We start from the raw sequence: 18,332 nt of genomic DNA, 5'->3' as shown, positions 1-18,332 counted from the left end.
AAGTAATTATTTATTACTAGGTAGAAAATCCGGTTCTACTGATTTACTAATGCATCCTTAATACAAAAAGCGCGGATTATCGGTTGACAATCCGCGCTTTTTGTATTATTTATAGATCTTATTTATAACCTGTTGCTTCAGGATAAGACTTACTTATCCCACCATACGCGGGTGTACTGATCGTCTTTCCCCTGGCGGGAGATGACCGCGTCGTAGTTCGCCTTGTTCAGCGTTACTTCCGTTACCGGGTAGGCCAGTCGGCGCGGGATCTCGGTACCGCCATTCAGCGTTGACGCAGTCGGCTTCAATTGTGGGTAGCCCGTCCGGCGCCACTCGTTCCAGGCTTCGGTGCCCTGAAAGAACAGGTGAATCCAACGCTGGGTCGCAATCCGCTCAATCGCATTGGTCTCCGAATACGCTACGTCCGGCTGAGCGATGTAGGCCGTATAGGCGGCTTCGGTATAGCCCGCCCCCATCCATTGCTGCATCGATGCTTTAACGGCTGATTCGTAGAGCGATTTGGCATTGCCGCTGGTCCAGCCCAGTTTAGCCGCTTCGGCCTGGGCCAGCAGCACCTGGCCGTAGGTCAGGACGTTCACCGGGGAGTTCTGCTGCCGGATGGCCGTAGCAGCCAGTGAGAAATCCTGCGCCTTTCCCTGAGCCGGGAACGCACCGTACGGCACACCGCGGTATTCGCCGTTGATGTTCTTATCGGCCAGGAACGGCAGTCGTGGATCGTTCACCTTCTTGAGGTAATCAACGAAGGTGTTGCTCAGGGCAAAATCCTTTCGGTTCGTCGTGATGTAGTTGTTGTACAACGGGTTCTCGTTGTTGGCCTCCGACAGGTAGTTATACTGTACGTTATCGGCGTTTGACGTAAAGACCCCATCGGCCAGAGCCGCAGCAAATTCAGCTTTTCCTTTCGCCGGATCAACCTTCGACAACCGCAGGGCCGCGATCAGGCGCAGCGAGTTGGCGAATTTCTTCCAACGGGCTGCGTTGCCATTGAGCAGAATGTCGCCCTGGGCCGTTGCGCCCCCATCAAACTGAGCCGCTGCTTCTTTCCACTCCTTAAACAGATCGTTGTAGATGTCCTGCTGCTTGTCAAAAGCCGGCGTGAAATTCTGGTTGGCTTTCAAGGCCTGTGAATACGGCACATCGCCCCAGCGATCGGTGATGAACTGGAAGAAGTACGCCTTCAGGATGCGGGCAATAGCGATCTGGTTCGCGTTTGAACCGGTCGCAGCTGCCGCCGTTTTGGTTGCTTCATTCGTGTTCAGGTCGATAACCTCCTGCAGGCTGAGCAATGGCCCCGTGTAGAGCCCATTGTAGCTGAAGTTGATCGTCTTATATCGAGAGTCCTCGATGTAGGTCACGTCGCCGAATTGCTGAACATACAGCGCGGGCGTCATGTTGAATGACCCCGGTCCTACCTGCCCATTGATAGCCCCTACGTTCCGGATCGCCCCGGTCAGCAGCGCCGGTGTGCTGGGCGTCGACGGGTTGTTAGGGTTGACATTTATATCCCCAAAGTCGCTACAAGCCGTCAGGGTTGACAGTACGGCCGCAAAAACAGTGGATTTGAACCAATATTTTTTCATAAAAGTAAACTTGTCGTTTTGAATAGCCGGTATTGAATCGGTGAACGAGATCGGAGGTACCGATCGTATCTTCCCCAACTCAATACGGCTGTTTGTTATGATTAGAAACCAAGACGAACGTTAACACCAAATGAGCGAACCGGCGGCAGCTGACCACCTTCATACCACAGCGTTTCTGATTCAGAGATGTCGATACCGCCACCGATAGCGCTGTAGATCAGCAGCGGGTTCCGGGCAATGAACGACACGTTGGCCGACTTGACGCGGTTACCCAGCAAACGCTTGGGCAGATTATAGCCAAGCGAGACCTCACGCAGCTTAACGTATGTTTTGTCGTAAATCCAGCGTTCGTTCAGGGCAAACAGCCAGTTTTCGTACAAGGTCTGCGCATCAACGCGGGTTGTATTCGGCTGGCCTTCTTCCGTTACGGCATCGAGCAGAATACCACCCCCGTCGGCCACCGGATCACGCTTCGGATTACCCAGTTCGTTCAAACCGGCCGTTTCGGCCCCCAGACCCGAGTAGGCGTTGAACATTTTGGTCGTTGAGAAGAACTTGCCTCCGGCCACAAAGTCGGTGCTGATCCGCAGAACGAGGTCCTTGTAAGACAGCGTGTTGATCATCCCTCCTTTGAACTTCGGCAGTACAGAACCCAGTTCGACGTTGTCTTCTTTGATGTACAGACCGGCGTTCGGGCCGCTGCCATACACCACCGGCTTACCCGTAGCAGGGTCTTTCCGGATACCCTGGCCAACCAGCGTTCCCCACTCCTTACCCTCGCGGGCATTCAGCGTCAGTGTACGCCACTGTGGACCATCCAGCTGGTAGTTGGTCAGGCCCGGCAGCAGTTCGACTACCCTCGAGCGGTTGCGGTCGGCGTTGATATCAAACTCCCAGTTGAAGCCCGACGATGACCGAACCGGATTTGCGTAGATATGCAGTTCCAGACCCGACGTTTCGATCAGACCGGCGTTCACGTAAGCGTTTGAGTAGCCGCTCGTGGGAGCCACCGGCAGCGGGATAATCTGGTCGCGGTTCTTGTTCTGATACGCCGTGAACTCCAGACCAAACCGGTTGTTCAGGAAGCGCAGGTCAACCCCGGCTTCTACAGACGCCGAGCGGCCGGGCAGCAGATTCGCATTCGGCAGGGCAACGGGCAGAAACTGCGTCGGGTTGTTCAGGTACGGGTTACCCACGGAGTAGGCCAGTGCCGTCTGATACGGGTCAACGTCGGTACCTACCTGCGCATAACCACCCCGGATTTTACCGTAGCTCAGTATGCTGTTCTTCGGAATCAGTTCGGTGAAAATCAAACCAGCCGAGATTGAGGGATACAGGTACGAATTATTACCGGCCGGCAGCGTACTTGACCAGTCGTTCCGCACCGATCCTTCAACGAACACGAAGTCGCGGAAGCCCAGGCTCACGTTGGCAAACAGGCTGTTTACCTGCCGCTCATACAAATAGTTGCGGGCCGTGGGCCGGTCGCGCGATGCGGCAATGTTGTAGAAGCCCGGCACCGACAGACCGCCTACCGTTGTCTGGAAAACACCCTCCGTACGGTTGTAGCGGATGTTACCCCCGGCGTTGGCAACGACCGACAGGTTATCCCCGAAATCCTGGTTGTAGCTCACCAGCAATTCGTAGTTGTTCTCGCGGGTGTTGGCGGCAACGTTTGAATACCCACCGCGGCCGGCTTCGTTCAGCGTACCGGCGGCAATGCGACCTTCCTGGAAGAAATTGCTTTGATCGCGCCGTACCGTACCCGATGCTTTCAGGTTCGGCAGGATCTGATACGTCAGGCCGAAATCCCCGAACAGTCGGTTGTTGCGGCTCTCGTTGGTGTTTTCATACACCTGCGTGTAGGGGCTGTCCCAGTATTTCGGGCGCGGATCGAGCGGACCACCGATGTTCCAGCTCCGGAACGTACCGTCCGGGTTTTTGTAGTTGCGCAGGTCTTCGATGCTCACCTGACGCTGAAACCACTGGTTGAACGAACCGATCGTCTGGTTATAGCCGTTCAGAATCGCGTTGCTCACGCCGAACAGGTTGTTGCTCGTCCCCGTCCCACCCGTCGAGCCGTAACGGTCGGCCGGCTGGTTGAACGTATGCGTGGCCGTGTAGTTGATGTTCAGATTGGCCGTCAGGTTCTTGCCGAACAGGATCGAGTTCTTGGCGCTGATGTAGTCGCGATTCTGCCACGAGTTCGGAATGATCCCGTTGTTGGCAATGTGCGTGTACGAAATCCGGCTCTGGAACGCTTCCGTGCCCCGTGAGAAGGCAATGTTCGTATTGTGACTGAACGGCTTCTCGAAGAAATCGCGGACGTTGTTCGGCTGCGCTACGAATGGGGTCAACTGCCCAAACTGCGGCCCCGGCAGCCACGAAGCCGCCGAGCGATACAACGTACCATCCAGCCGCGGCCCCCAGCTTTCGTCGGCTGAGTAGTCGATCAGGTTCTGGCCGTTAAAAGCCTGCCACGATGCCGGGTGAATCGCCGGATTGAACTCAAACGTTTCGAATGCCTGCGAATAGCCACCACCGTATTCGTTCTGGTACTTCGGCAGCAGCGCCACCATGTCGAGCGTCGTGCTGTGGTTGATATCCAGCCGGGTTTCGCCGGCCTTGGCGCGCTTGGTCGTGATCACGATAACGCCTGCCGAGGCCCGGTTACCGTAAAGCGCCGTTGCTGATGGCCCTTTCAGTACCGTCAGGTTATCGACGTCGTCCATGTTCACCTGGCTGATGTCGGTCGGCGTACCGTCAACAACGTAGAGCGGATCGCTGCCGGTCAGTGAGTTGACCCCCCGAATCCGGATCGAAGGCGAACCAAATTTGGCCCCCGACTGCCCCAGCACCTGCACCCCGGCAATCTTACCGGCCAGGGCGTTGGCTACGTTCTGTTCGCGGGCGATGTTCAGCTTTTCCTGCTTGATGTCCTGCACGGCATAGTTCAGGGCCTTCTTTTCCCGGGAAATACCTAAGGCCGTCACAACAACCTCCTGAAGCTGGGCGGCATCGTCGGTCAGGCGAACATCAACGGTCGTGCGGTTACCAACGGCTACTTCCTGGGTGGCAAAACCAATGAAACTAAACACTAACGTAGAGTTAGCAGGGACGTTGAGCCGGTACGTACCGTCGCTGTTTGTGGTCGTACCACGCGACGTTCCTTTTACGGCAATGTTTACGCCGGGGAGTGAAGAACCATCCGAAACCGACGTGACTTTACCCGAAACGGAGATGTCCTGGGCAAGGAGCGGAACACTTAGTAGACACAGTAAGAACTGTACGACTAAAAGTCTTTTCATACAGATGAAGAGCATTAAGTTAGAGTTAGATTAAGAAAACTATATCAAAAATGTGCAAAAAAACGGTTTCAACAAAATTTCATTCTCTACCTGTTTTACCAAATATTTAACTTTATCGATCCTTCTTAGTAGAATTTTATTCTGAACTTGCTAATATTGACTGATAATCAACAATTTAACATTAATTTCATTTTAATTATACTCGCCAAAATGTTAGAAAATGGCCAAACAAACGCTCTCTCGGCTTGGTTTACAGACCCTTTATCAGTCTTGTCTACTAATTTAAAAGACAAAGTATAGTTATATTTACTAAGTATTATTACGTATATACCTTCAATGATGGGCACAAAAAAACCAGGCGGCTGAATAGCCGCCTGGTCACACCAGTTTACGCTTCTGTCAGGCTACTTCCTGCGACGTTGCCGACACCGCTCGGGGCTGATCGGCCGTTAGTTCATGTAGCAGCTCATCCACGTTTACGGTAGCGAAACTACTGGCGTAGTCCGACATAGCATACGGGATAATCAGCTCCCGGCCGCTGATCAGCCCACCACAACTGTACACCACGTTCGGTACGTAGCCTTCCCGTTCGTTTTCGTCGGGGCTGAGAATTGGTTCCTTCGTTCGCCCGATCACCTTACTGGGGTCGTTCAGATCCAGCAGGAACGCGCCGATGGCGTATTTCCGCATCGGTCCCACGCCGTGACTGAGGACCAGCCAGCCGGCTTCGGTTTCGATCGGAGAACCACAGTTGCCTAATTGTACGAATTCCCAGTTGTAGGTGGGTTTCAAGATCAGTTCTTTGGTCTGCCAGAAGTACAGATCGTCGGAGTACATCAGGTAGATGTTTTCGCCGTCCTGCCGCGAAATCATAGCGTACTTGCCGTTGACCTTCCGGGGAAAGAGCGCCATACCCTTGTTCGACACTTCAGCGCCGTTCAGCGTATTGATGTTGAAGTGCGTAAAATCTTTGGTTTCGAGCAGTTGCGGAAACGTAACGCGGCCGTTGTAGGCCGTATAGGTCGCGTAGTAGGTCACTTCGCCGTTATCGTCGGTGAACTGAACAAAGCGCGCATCTTCGATCCCATTGGTTTCGTTCGGCGAGGTAGGGAAGATGCATTTTTCGTCGAGGCTCTGGTCTTCGTCAAAATGCACCTCGTAATTAGCCCGGGCCAGCCCCAGCAGTCCACTCGCGATGGTTTCGTATTCGGCATTGTAGCGGAACTGCGACGTAATGCGCTTTACCTGCGTTTCCAGCTCAGGCAGGGAGAATTCGTCCCCCAGCCCGGCCAGCATTTTTTCGGAGATGCTGTTCGACAGGTGCAGTTCGTAGAGTTTACGTTCAAACTGCGCCCGGTTAAACTGGTGGTTCGGCACGATCTCGGGCGAGGTGACGTAGCGCGACGGCTTGCGCAGGATGATTTTTCCTTCTTCGTCGATGTAACCCATCCGGAACGAAATCGACGAAATATGTCCTTCGCCAGTGGCCCGCAGACTCAGCACGAACCGCTTATAGCCGGGCGGTACGTTGGTCTGATCGGGGTGCCACACCATCGACGGGTTGAACAGCGCGGCCGATTCGAGCGAATACTCCATCGTAAAGTAAGCCCCCAACAACAGTTTTCGCTCCAGGCTCTGCGGCTCGTCGGTCAGCAGATGGGGTTTCAGCTGGTCGAAACGCTTCAGAAAAAAGCGCTCCAGTTTGTAGTGCCGGCTGCCGAACTCACGGATAACCTCCGCCAGTTTCTGCTCTACCTCGGGCTCCGTGAGGGCGTTTACGCGCGCAATAATTTTCAAAATTCGGGTCGTGCTGCCCAGCTCGAACGGGCGGAACAGTACACGGGTTGGATCAGGCCGGAGCACAATTCCGGTCCGGGTCGCTTTTAGACTCATTTGCTACGTACAGTCTTACGTTGTTGCATTTAGAACGAAACAGACGCAGACAACAAGATGTTTACCCGCGGGCAATCTTGCTATCGGCGTCTGTCTCACTAGTAAGTTCGTGCGTATACGTCTGCTAATCAACTCTGTTAAACTGGGCAGACCCTGGACATCGAACTTTCAACTAAAACTTATTCATTGATCAGCGACGTAATGGCAGCCCGAACGGACTGGGTTTCTGTACGTTGCTTTTGCTTAGTGTACAGTTCGGCCAGCGCCAGCAGATACGACAGCGTCGATTCGGCCCCCTGGTTCTGGTTTACCCGGTCGATGTGCAGCCCATCGCGGCAACCGCCTGTCTGCTGATCGTAGAGTGGCAAATTCAGATCGTTCAGCCCCGTAAACCATTTGAATACGTTGATGGCCCTGCGGTACCAGTCCTCATCACCGGTCACCTCGTAGGCAGCCAGGCAGGCTGATACTGAACTCTGGGCTTCCAGGGGCTGCTGATCAAAGTACGCCCGCGGCTGTCCTTTCACGTAGAAGCCGTTGGAGCCGATGGGCTGGAAATGGCCCCGCTCAGCGGTTTGCAGGTGCATCAGCCACTGCAGGGTGTTCAGACCAATGTTGATCAGCCGCTGGTCGTCGGAGCGAAGGAGCGCATGAGCCAGCACGGCGTTATCATACGACAGTACGTTCTCAAACCACGGCCAGTCTTCAGTAGCCGTCTGGTCGTAGAGAGCGATCAGCTTGTCGAGCAACTGCTGCTGAATGGTCTTGGCCAGCCGGTCGTTGTTAAATTTCTTCTGGTATTCGTGAATACCCAGCAGGGCAAATGCCCAGGCGCGGGGCGAAGTCATTTCCGCCACGCGGGGCAGCACGTTCTCAAGCAGGCTCATCGCCCAGGTGACGGTATTCCGTTCGGTCGAGCGGCCGATGCAGGTGCCCAGCGCCCAGACGGTCCGGCCCGTGCTGTCGTCGGACCCGACCTCTTCGAGCCAGTGCCGGTCATAGCTCATGAAATTACGGAACTGTCGGTGTTCCTGCGAATACGCGTGATTCAGAAAAGCCTCGTACGTATCCGCGGCCTGCGCCAGCTTCCGGTCAGCGAATCCGGCTTCCTGCAGCATCTGGGTCAGAATCAGCGCCCGGGCGTTATCGTCGGTGCAATAACCTTCGTCGTAGAACGGCAGGTGATACCGGGCGTGCTGCACGATCCCGGTCGAGTCGGTCAGGCGATAGAGATGATCGAGCCGCAGGGCCGGCAGTTTGAATGCCCCGTTGCCCCCCATCGTAAAGGTCGTCTGTGAGCTTATGGTACTCATACGTTCGTTGCGCGCCTTGGCAAACGCATCGGCGTACTGCTGAATCACGTGGCTCCAGATCATCTCGCGGCCCATCATGTAGCCTTTTTTTCGCATCGCGTGGCGGGTCGGCTCATCGCTCAGCAACTTGATGATCTCATCAGCAACAGCCTCCGAATCGCCAAAAGGCACCAGAACACCCCGGCCATCGGCCAGAAGTTCTTCAGCATGCCAGTAGGGCGTCGATACTACTGCTTTACCGCAGCCAAAGGCGTAGGACAACGTACCGGACGTAATCTGCGCCGGATTGAGATACGGCGTAATGTAGATGTCGGCCGCGCCGAGGTATTCGAGCAGGTCGTCGAGTTCGACGAACTGGTTATAGAACTGCACATGCTGGCGAACCCCGCAATCGGCCGCGAGTTGTTTCAGGCTTTCGCGGTACACCTCGCCCTGTTCCCGAATCAGGTTCGGGTGGGTGGCACCGAGGACCATATAGACCACGTTCGGGAACTGCTCAACAATGCGCGGCAGCGCCCGGATTACGTTCTCAATGCCTTTGTTAGGCGACAGCAGCCCGAAGGTCAGCAGCGTCTGCTTGCCCTCCATGCCGAACCGGTCTTTGTAAAAATGCGGGTCTACAAACGGCATATCGGGTATACCGTGGGGTACCAGATCGATTTTCTCGGCGGGTACGTCGTAGATGTTGATGAGGAAATTCCGACCCTTCTCCGACATGCAGATTACCCGCGACGACAGGTCGGCAATGCTTTTCAGAACGAGTAGTTGTTCTTCACTGGGATTCTTGAGAATAGTATGAAACGTGGTAACGATGGGCATGGTCAGGTTCCGCAGCAGCGTCAGGATGTAGCTGCCTGCCGGTCCGCCGTAGATGCCGTATTCGTGCTGGAGGCACACAACCTCCACGTTTTTTGAATTCAGGAATTCGGCCGCTTTCCGATACGACTCCTGGTCATGCTGGTATAACTCGTAGCGGACCTCACTGGGATAATCGTAGCCTTCGACAGTATCATTAACCGACACGACCATGGCCCGTGAATCCGGGATAAATTGATTGTAGGATTGGTATAAATCAGCAGTGAATGTAGCGATACCGCATTGCCGGGGGAGATAATCCCCGATGAACGCGACATTTTTAGGGTTATGCGCCCTGGTTATTAACTCTTTCATACTCATCATAGCCGTTAAGTATTGGTGCACTCAGGTAAATTTACGTATATATCTAATTACCTGATGGATATAAGCTACATTAGTAGCGTTTTGTTTGCAGAATCAGAACGAATTTCTAGGATATGGTCCCTATCATCTGTAGATACAAAATTTTATCCAATTTTATGTGTATTTTACAATATAAACGTTTGAGGCACCCGCTAATTGAATAGACATAAAAACGTCCGCTCTGATCAAAGCCAAAGCGGACGTTCGCATGCAGAAAGTGACTTATCTTGCTTTACTTCTTCAACTGATTGATCTCCTGCCGTAGCTGACGATTTTCGTCGCGTAACAGGTCTACCTCCTTTTTCAATTGCAGCAGATACAGTGTTGTTTCTTCAATCTTTTCGAGCAGCTTGGCATCCATCTTAGCCATATCTATGCCTTCTTTCACCACATCCTGCGCTGAAGGCACGCCCGGCAGGTGGCCATGCCGCTGGATGTGCTGCTCGACCTCGGCTAACGGAGCCAGCTTATACGTAGGCGCAAACACGTGATCACTCCACTCCGCAGTGTTTTTCACGGCCACCTTGACCTTCTCGGTCAGGATGCCCTTTGAGACAAACAGATTGTAGTCAGATGGGGTGCGGCTGACTCCGCTGCCAATGATAACGGCGTTGTCGGCCTGACTAGTCAGATACCGGCCATTCCGCTGCCACAGGCTTTCAACAGCCGCTTCCCGCCCTCCGCTGGCGTAGCTGGCCAGGACGACGTTACCGGAGGCATCGACAGTGAGAAATTTGTTGGTACTCGTTCCGGCCGGTGATACGCTGGTCAGGTTCTCCAGCCGCAATCCCGACTCGTTAGCGACACCTGTCGTTACGTGCAGCCGCGCTGTGGGCGCTGAGCTGCCGATACCCACATTGGCCCCATTGCCCAGTACCAGTGCATTGGATACGTTCACTTTGGCGTTGTTGCCAATGGCCGTGGCGTTGGTAAGGCCATTAGCTCCGGCATCAGCCCGGAAACCCACAAAGGTGTTGTTGATGCCGGCTACGTTGGCCCGACCGGCCTCAAAACCGATGGCCAGGTTGTTGTCGCCGTTGACATCCGTTCCATTGCCGGAATTGGCACCGATATAGATGTTGAACGAACCGCCGGTGTTGCCGCCCCCGGCGTTATCGCCCAGGAAGTAGTTACCCGACCCGGACGTGTTAGCCAGACCCGAGTTGGTGCCGAAGAAGTAGTTCGACGAGCCGGTGGTGTTGTTCAGACCGGCCTGCACACCCAGGAAGGAGTTGAACTGACCGGACGTGTTGTTAAAGCCCGCCCGGTAGCCTACGAACAGGTTGGCCGAGCCGTTGTTGTTGTAGCCGGCATTATAGCCAACCAGGGTGTTCTGCACACCCGTCGTTCCAACGTAGCCAGCCTTGCTACCAATCATTACGTTGTTGCTGGCCAGCGTGTTTGCGCCGGCGCTATCGCCAATGATCACGTTGTTGCGACCTGTTACGAGGCTGAATGCAGCCCGCATTCCAACCGCCACGTTGCTGGAACCGCTAGCGTTGTTGCCCCCGTAGCCTGCCTGATAGCCTACAAACGTATTATCGTTACCGGTCCGGTTGTTGAAGCCGGCCAGGGCTCCATCGAACACGTTTTCCCGCCCAACGGTTGTAAATCGACCAGCCTGAGTCCCCAAAAAGGTATTGTAATTACCCGCCGAGTTGGATACCCCGGCAAAATACCCCAGAAACGTATTGTATGTACCGATGGTATTGGACAGTCCAGCTTGTCCGCCAATAAACGTTGAATAACTACCAACGGTCATGTTCTTGCCCGCCGAGCGCCCGATCAAAACCGTATATCCGGCCGTCATGGACCCGTTGCCGGCGTCGTTGCCAAGAATTACGTTATTGTTTCCGGGAGTCGCCGAGGTTGGCGAAGTCATTACGATGTTGTCCTGAGCCAGCGCATCTGAGCCTACCAACAGCAAGGTTAGTCCGACTAATGCAGTCGGGAAGGAGTAGAAAGTTTTACGCATAAATAAGTGGTAGTATGAATGGTTAAGTACTGACCTAAAAGTAAAAAACCGCCTGTCAGTCCCAGGCGGTTTTCTTCGAAAGTAATTATTCGGTAAGTTAGTGTTGTGTAGGCGCTTTAGCCTGCTGCAATTGCTCCACTTTACGTTCCAGTTCCTGGTTTTTTCGGCTGAGTTCGATTACGTACAGGGTCAGTTCCTCGATCTTTTCGAGCAGCTTGGCATCGGTCCGGTGCAGATCATTGCCCTGCTCGACCATCTGCTTCGCCGAGGGCACGCCCGGCAAGTGGCCATGCCGCTGGATGTGCTGCTCGACCTCGGCTAACGGAACCAGCTTATACGTAGGCGCAAACACATGGTCGCTCCACTCCGCAGTGTTCTTCACGGCCACCTTGACCTTCTCGGTCAGGATGCCCTCCTGCACGTACAAGCGGTAACCGGCCGGCGTCCGGCTCACGTTGGAGCCGATGATAACGGCGTTGTCGGCCTGACTAGTCAGATACCGGCCCTTGCGCTGCCACAGACTCTCGGCTTCAGCGGCTATCCGCCCTCCGCTGGTGGTGCTGGCCAGGATGAGGTTGCCCGATCCATCTACAGTGAGGAACTTGGTCTGGTTCAGCGCACTGGCCGGCGATGCACTAGTCAGGTTTTCTAAGCGCACACCCGATTGGTTGGCTACGCCCGTTGTTACGTGCAGTCTGGCCGTGGGGGCTGAGTTGCCAATACCCACGTTGGCCCCATTGCCCAGCACCACGGCGTTTGATACGTTGACCTTGGCGTTGTTGCCAATGGCCGTGGCATTGCTCAAGCCGTTGGCTCCGGCGTCGGCGCGGAAGCCGATGAAGGTGTTGTTAATGCCGGCTACGTTGGCCCGGCCAGCCTCAAAGCCCACGGCCAGGTTGTTGTCGCCATTGACGTTGGCCCCATTGCCCGAATTAGCGCCGATATAGATATTGAATGAACCGCCGGTGTTGCCCCCCCCAGCGTTGTCGCCCAGGAAGTAGTTGCCCGTGCCGGTGATATTAGCCAGCCCCGAGTTGGTACCGAAGAAGTAGTTCGATGAGCCGGTCGTGTTGTTCAGCCCCGCCTGTACCCCGATGAAGCTGTTGAATTGGCCGGACGTGTTGCTTAAACCAGCCCGGTAGCCCAGCATCAGATTAGCGGATGAAGTCGTATTTAAACCAGCCTGGAAGCCGACCATCGTATTCTGCTGACTGCTAGTTGCCAAAGCGCTCCCGGCTGCTTCACCCAGCAGTGTGTTGGTAGAGTTAGCCACAGCTCCGGTTTTGACGATCGCAAACTGGTCTTTTGTTGTGCCGTCAATTGCAATAAATTTTCCGGTAAGCTGGTTTCCATCTATTTCCAGATACAGAGAGCCGCCTTCATCAAGTGAAATATCCATGGCCGGGTGTTGTGGAATGGATCCTTTTCCGGCCGCCCCTCCTGTACCATTTACGATATACATAATCCCTTCGTTAGTCGAAGCCGTTCGGCTTTTATAATACATATTAGGGGTTGGCTCGTTATTGGCTGGCGGGGCGTTATGAACGCTGGGGTTAAACGTATTTGATAATCCGGTATGGCCTTTCATCAGCTTAGTCCGTTCATACACATGGCTGTGTCCTGCCAAAACGAGGTCGACGTTATACTGGTCGAGTATGGGCACCACCTGCTGGCGAATATTGATCAGATCAGCTTCCGTATCGGAGTCGTGTGTTCCTTTTGTGTAGGGCGGATGGTGAAAAAAAACAATCACCCACGCGATACTGGGATTTGACTTCGCGGCTGCCAGATCAGTTTTCAGCCAGGTCATCTGAGGTCCATTTGGCGAAAATATAGCCGTTCCCTGCCCACTTTCATACCCATAACTATCCAGACTAACGATGTGAATGTTGCCGTGATTGAAGGAATAATACTCTTCCTTGTCGTTAGCCGAACCACCCCTGAAATTACTGACAATATCAAAGTAGTCAATATCATGATCTACCCGCCGGGCTTCGGTACTGTAGTAGTCATGGTTGCCGGGCGTTGCATAAAAAGGGGTTTGTTTCATGAAGCGATCCGGACCGTATATATTGAACACGTTGAGCTGATACACCGAATCCTGCCCGTCTTTGGTGCCAGTGATACTATAAGCGTTATCGCCCAACCAAAGCCACATGTCGATGTAATCAGTACCAGCAAACGTCTTAAAGCCGTTTTTGACGTTAACTTGCCGGGCGTTTCCGGTTCCAAAATCGCCCAACGACCAGATTCGGGTTTTGCGGGCTGTTCCCGGCTGAGGAGGGGTTATGAAGTAATTATCAGCGGAAGCCTGCAGGACTCCCCCATCTGTAGTCCCGATTGAATAATTGTACCGGGTTGAAGGCGACAACCCCGTCAGACGTTTCTCATGTTCAGTGGTAGCCGCCGATTCGTCGGCATTGCTCGTCAAGCTGCCGGGTTCTGATGTCCAGTAGCGAATCCGTCCTGTAGACGCCGTTGACGTTCGCCAGCGCAGCGTCATGTCCGTGGGGGTTCCCATTTGCAGGTAAGGCCCTCGAACCAGGGGGCCAGACCGTGCAACCTCCATGCTGAAGCGAATATCCGAACTTCCGGAGCCTGCCTGGTGAATTTCGACGGCAATGAGGTTATTACCCGCTTTAAATCGTCCATTCAGGGCCGCCTGAGGCACGGATACCCAGGCCAGTTCCTCGGCATTGCTGGGGATGGCCGTAGCTGTAGTTGAATACGTAATCGTAGCGGGAGGAGCAGGCAAATTTTCGCGGTGCACCTCAACGCCGTTCACGTAGATTACAATACCATCGTCGCGCTGATACCGCATCAAGAACGTACCAGACGGATCGCTGAGCGTAAACTGATGCCTGAAATACGTCGTAATCCGCTTGGTATTGCAATCAGGCGCGCAATTTGAACAGCTACATCCGGTACAGCCATTGCAGATTGTCGTACTGGCCGCATCCTCATTGTTAGGCGAATAACCCAGGGGCGACGGACCCGACGACCAGCTTGCGTCGTTGAAGGTTTCGTTTCGCCAGGCAGTTCCCTGGTCGCCGTTTTCGTTCAGGAACTTCCAGTTTGCCCCGACGGCAACCACTGTCTGACTGGTAGGCTGTGCTATACCCTTAGACCATCCAATCACTAGCAGTAAGGGAAAAAGTAGTAACTTCTTCATGATTGATATGTTTATATTAATTATTTGAATTATACAATTAATTTAAAACTTTATTTTTTCTAATTCGATCATCTCACTATTTTATAAGTATTTATACCTAGTATTTTTAGTAAACGGTTTGTAGGTAGGAGATTAGAGCCTTCCTTAAACGCACGAAGGCTACCAGTGGTAGCCTTCGTAGTCAGATATGGCAGTTGTTCTGTTAATGACCCAAACGAGCTCTTAGATCCGAAACCTCTTGCTTCATTTGTTGATTCTGCTGTTTAATCGACTCCAGTTCTTTCTGCTGCTTTAGTACATACAAGGTCAGCTCCTCAATCTTTTCGAGCAGCTTGGCATCGGTCCGGTGCAGATCATTGCCCTGCTCGACCATCTGCTTCGCCGAGGGCACCCCTGGCAAGTGGCCATGCCGCTGGATGTGCTGCTCGACCTCGGCTAACGGAACCAGCTTATACGTAGGCGCAAACACATGGTCGCTCCACTCCCCGGTGTTCTTCACAGCCACCTTGACCTTCTCGGTCAGGATGCCCTCCTGCACGTACAAGCGGTAACCGGCCGGCGTCCGGCTCACGTTGGAGCCGATGATAACGGCGTTGTCGGCCTGACTAGTCAGATACCGGCCCTTGCGCTGCCACAGACTCTCGGCTTCAGCGGCTATCCGCCCTCCACTGGTGGTGCTGGCTAAGATTACATTTCCAGAACCATCGACGGTCAGGAACTTGGTCTGGTTTAGAGCTGTCGCCGGCGATGCGCTGGTGAGGTTCTCCAGCCGCACCCCCGACTGGTTGGCTACGCCTGTGTTGATCTGCAAGCGCACGGTAGGTGATGAGGTGCCGATGCCTACATTGGCTCCATTGCCCAGCACTACGGCGTTGCTGACGTTCACCCGGGCATTGTTGCCAATGGCCGTGGCATTGCTCAAGCCGTTGGCTCCGGCGTCGGCGCGGAAGCCGATGAAAGTGTTATTGAGGCCCGCTACGTTGGCCCGACCGGCCTCGAAGCCAATGGCCAGGTTGTTATCGCCGTTAACGTTGGTGCCGTTGCCGGCGTTGGCGCCGATATAGATATTGAATGAACCACCCGTGTTTCCTCCGCCAGCGTTATCACCCAAGAAGTAGTTGCCCGAGCCGGTGCTGTTGGCCAGCCCGGCGTTGGTACCCATCATGTAGTTGGAGGAACCGGTCGTGTTGTTGAGTCCGGTTTGTACGCCGATGAACGTATTAAACTGGCCGGTGGTATTTAAACCTGCCCGATACCCCACCAGGGTATTTGCACTGGCACTACCTGATGATACAGCGCCAGCTCCTGAACCTATAATCGTATTCTGGTTACCCGAGCCAATGAATCCGCCAGCCTGCGGTCCAATGAACACATTATCGCTGCCTGACTTATTCAAATAGCCAGCCTGATAGCCTAAAAACGTGTTGCGGCTGCCAGTGGTGTTGTCCGGCCCACTTGATGCCCCCAAAAACACGTTCTCGCTGCCGGTCGTATTTTCCTGACCACTAGAAGCCCCTAAAAAGGTGTTGTAACTTCCAGTGCCATTGTCCCTACCAGTCTCCCAACCCAGAAAAGTGTTGGACGCTGCAGTCATACCTGAATTTCCTGCCTTTAGGCCAATCAGCGTGTTTGTATTACCTGGCGTAGCCGAAGCAGGGCTGGTGATGACCAGATTTGTCTGCGCCCACGAAGCGCCTGAGCCCGCCAGCACCAGACCAGCGGCTAATAAGTTACCGTAAAAAAGGTGCATGTAATTGTAGAAGTGAATAGGTGAAAAGATGTGATTTTGTCGGTAAAATAGACAACCGCCCGGCTACGGCCAAACGGTTGTCACTAGATTCACCATATTTTTACGTATTCCGCTTACCGCCGATCGGCCAGCCGCTGCTTGATCTGCTGATTCTCAGCCTTGAGTTGATCTAACTGCTTTTGCTGGTCAATCATATACAAGGTCAGCTCTTCAATCTTTTCGAGCAGCTTGGCATTCATCTTCGCTACGTCCATGCCTTCGCTGACCACCTGCTCAGCCGAGGGTACACCCGGCAGGTGCTTGTGCTGTTCAACATAGTGTTCCACCTCGGCTAAGGGCTTGAGCGCATAGCCTTTCTCGAAGACGTAGTCGCTCCACTCTGAGGTGTTCTTCACGGCTACCTTGACCTTCTCGGTCAGGATACCTTTGCTCACAAAGAGGTTATAATCTGAAGGTGTCTTGCTCACCCCGCTACCAATGATGACCGCATCGTTTTCCTGGCTGGTCAGGTAGCGGCCATTGCGCTGCCACAGACTCTCGGCTTCAGCCGCTACCCGCCCTCCACTGGTGGTACTGGCCAGGATGACGTTGCCTGAGCCATCGACGGTTAAGAACTTAGTCTGGTTCAAGGCACTGGCCGGCGATGCGCTGGTGAGGTTTTCTAAGCGCACGCCCGACTGGTTGGCTACACCCGTGTTGATCTGCAAACGTACTGTGGGCGAGGAGGTGCCGATGCCCACATTGGCACCGTTGCCCAGCACCACTGCGTTGGATACGTTAACTTTGGCGTCGTTGCCGATGGCCGTGGCATTACTCAGCCCATTGGCTCCGGCATCAGCCCGGAAACCCAGGAATGTGTTATTGATGCCGGCTACGTTGGCCCGGCCTGCTTCAAAGCCGATGGCCAGGTTGTTATCACCGTTGACGTTCGTGCCGTTACCGGCGTTGGCCCCGATGTAGATGTTGAAGCTACCGCCGGTATTGCCACCGCCCGCATTATCGCCCAGGAAGTAGTTGCCCGTGCCCGTCGTATTGCTTAAACCAGCGTTGGTGCCCAGCATATAGTTAGAGGAACCGGTCGTGTTGTTCAGTCCGGTTTGTACGCCGATGAACGTATTGAACTGGCCGGTGGTGTTGGTACGCCCAGCCATATAGCCTAGGAAGGTGTTGGCACTGGCTGTGTTGCTGAAACCAGTCTGGAAACCTAAAAATGTGTTTTGAATACCGGTTTGATTAGCTGCACCTGATTTGCTACCAATTAACACATTACCATTAATATTTAGCTGTTTAAAACCCGCTGAGTCGCCAATCATTACATTATTATTACCTAATGATTGTCCCCAGAATCCATTCGATGTTGGCCCAAACACACCATATCCTGCAAAAGCACCTATGGCAACGTTGCTATTGCCAAAATCGTTATTAAATCCAGAATAATAACCTATAAATGTATTTTTAGATCCCGTACGAGTGAGTATACTGCCCTGCAGAGCTTCCCTGAAATGTGTTGTAATTACCTAAATAATTATATAGACCGGCACTACTCCCCATAAATGTGTTAAAAACACCCGTAAGGTTGGTACCACCTGATTGATACCCAAAAAATGAATTGCCGTTTCCGGTAGTGTTTATCGAGCCAGAGGTAGTACCCATGAATGTATTTGCCCCACCTGTGGTAGTATTGCTGCCAGCATCCTTGCCTACAAACGTATTGTAATTACCACTTGTGTTACTCTCTCCCGCCAAACTGCCGACAAATGTATTATGGTAACCCTGTCCGTTATCTCGGCCTGCCTGATTGCCAATAAATGTGTTTTCGCTACCAATTACGGAATTGACAGGCCCTGTTAGAATATTAACCCCAGCCTGTAATCCAATTAAGGTATTATTTTTACTCGGAGTGGCTGATACAGGGCCAGTAATTACTAAATTATTCTGCGCCCATGACGCGCCTGTGCCCGCCAGCACCAGACCAGCGGCTAATAAGTTACGGTAAAAAAGATGCATGTACTTGTGTAAGTGAATATGTGAAAAGATGTGATTTTGTCGGCAAAATAGACAACCGCCCGGCTACGGCCAAACGGTTGTCACTACATTCACAA

General features: G+C 53.4%; 9 protein-coding genes. All 9 read right to left on the bottom strand.

Going from position 1 to position 18,332, the window contains the following annotated elements:
• Positions 1–149 precede the first annotated feature (149 nt).
• A complete protein-coding gene (locus DYU11_RS08710) occupies positions 150–1,601 on the bottom strand; it encodes a SusD/RagB family nutrient-binding outer membrane lipoprotein (protein WP_119667254.1) in 1,452 nt (483 codons plus the stop codon).
• Between the two features lie 101 nt (positions 1,602–1,702).
• Positions 1,703–4,909, bottom strand: coding sequence for a SusC/RagA family TonB-linked outer membrane protein (locus tag DYU11_RS08705; protein WP_119667515.1), 3,207 nt, complete (start codon positions 4,907–4,909; stop codon positions 1,703–1,705).
• Positions 4,910–5,308: 399 nt separating this feature from the next.
• Entirely contained in the window at positions 5,309–6,802 is a 1,494-nt protein-coding gene (locus DYU11_RS08700) for a glycoside hydrolase family 130 protein (protein ID WP_119667253.1), read from the bottom strand.
• Positions 6,803–6,981: 179 nt separating this feature from the next.
• Positions 6,982–9,294 carry a glycosyltransferase family 4 protein gene (locus tag DYU11_RS08695; RefSeq protein WP_119667252.1) on the bottom strand — a complete coding sequence of 771 codons (2,313 nt, stop codon included), beginning with the start codon at positions 9,292–9,294 and terminating at the stop codon, positions 6,982–6,984.
• A 271-nt stretch (positions 9,295–9,565) separates the two neighbouring features.
• Positions 9,566–11,308, bottom strand: coding sequence for a bZIP transcription factor (locus tag DYU11_RS08685; protein ID WP_229365739.1), 1,743 nt, complete (start codon positions 11,306–11,308; stop codon positions 9,566–9,568).
• Between the two features lie 97 nt (positions 11,309–11,405).
• Positions 11,406–14,480, bottom strand: a complete 3,075-nt coding sequence (locus DYU11_RS08680) for a metallophosphoesterase (protein WP_119667251.1) — start codon at positions 14,478–14,480, stop codon at positions 11,406–11,408.
• Positions 14,481–14,682: 202 nt separating this feature from the next.
• Positions 14,683–16,230 carry a TMF family protein gene (locus DYU11_RS08675; protein ID WP_229365738.1) on the bottom strand — a complete coding sequence of 516 codons (1,548 nt, stop codon included), beginning with the start codon at positions 16,228–16,230 and terminating at the stop codon, positions 14,683–14,685.
• Between the two features lie 113 nt (positions 16,231–16,343).
• The gene (locus tag DYU11_RS08670; RefSeq protein ID WP_229365737.1) at positions 16,344–17,381 is read right to left on the bottom strand and encodes a bZIP transcription factor; all 1,038 of its coding nucleotides are present in this window, start codon (positions 17,379–17,381) and stop codon (positions 16,344–16,346) included.
• 304 nt (positions 17,382–17,685) lie between these two features.
• Entirely contained in the window at positions 17,686–18,237 is a 552-nt protein-coding gene (locus DYU11_RS32965) for a hypothetical protein (RefSeq protein ID WP_147367909.1), read from the bottom strand.
• Between the last annotated feature and the right edge of the window lie 95 nt (positions 18,238–18,332).

Origin of the sequence: Fibrisoma montanum, from assembly GCF_003583365.1 — a bacterium.
Taxonomy (GTDB): Bacteria; Bacteroidota; Bacteroidia; order Cytophagales; family Spirosomataceae; genus Fibrisoma; species Fibrisoma montanum.
The sequence above is the reverse complement of the archived record's forward strand: the minus strand, read 5'-3'. Positions and strand labels throughout refer to the sequence as shown.

Excerpts from the sequence above, each read along its gene's own strand:
- DYU11_RS08710 (WP_119667254.1), bottom strand. The coding sequence starts at position 1,601 with ATGAAAAAATATTGGTTCAAATCCACTGTTTTTGCGGCCGTACTGTCA.
- DYU11_RS08705 (WP_119667515.1), bottom strand. The coding sequence starts at position 4,909 with ATGAAAAGACTTTTAGTCGTACAGTTCTTACTGTGTCTACTAAGTGTT.
- DYU11_RS08700 (WP_119667253.1), bottom strand. The coding sequence starts at position 6,802 with ATGAGTCTAAAAGCGACCCGGACCGGAATTGTGCTCCGGCCTGATCCA.
- DYU11_RS08695 (WP_119667252.1), bottom strand. The coding sequence starts at position 9,294 with ATGATGAGTATGAAAGAGTTAATAACCAGGGCGCATAACCCTAAAAAT.
- DYU11_RS08685 (WP_229365739.1), bottom strand. The coding sequence starts at position 11,308 with ATGCGTAAAACTTTCTACTCCTTCCCGACTGCATTAGTCGGACTAACC.
- DYU11_RS08680 (WP_119667251.1), bottom strand. The coding sequence starts at position 14,480 with ATGAAGAAGTTACTACTTTTTCCCTTACTGCTAGTGATTGGATGGTCT.
- DYU11_RS08675 (WP_229365738.1), bottom strand. The coding sequence starts at position 16,230 with ATGCACCTTTTTTACGGTAACTTATTAGCCGCTGGTCTGGTGCTGGCG.
- DYU11_RS08670 (WP_229365737.1), bottom strand. The coding sequence starts at position 17,381 with ATGGCTGGGCGTACCAACACCACCGGCCAGTTCAATACGTTCATCGGC.
- DYU11_RS32965 (WP_147367909.1), bottom strand. The coding sequence starts at position 18,237 with ATGCATCTTTTTTACCGTAACTTATTAGCCGCTGGTCTGGTGCTGGCG.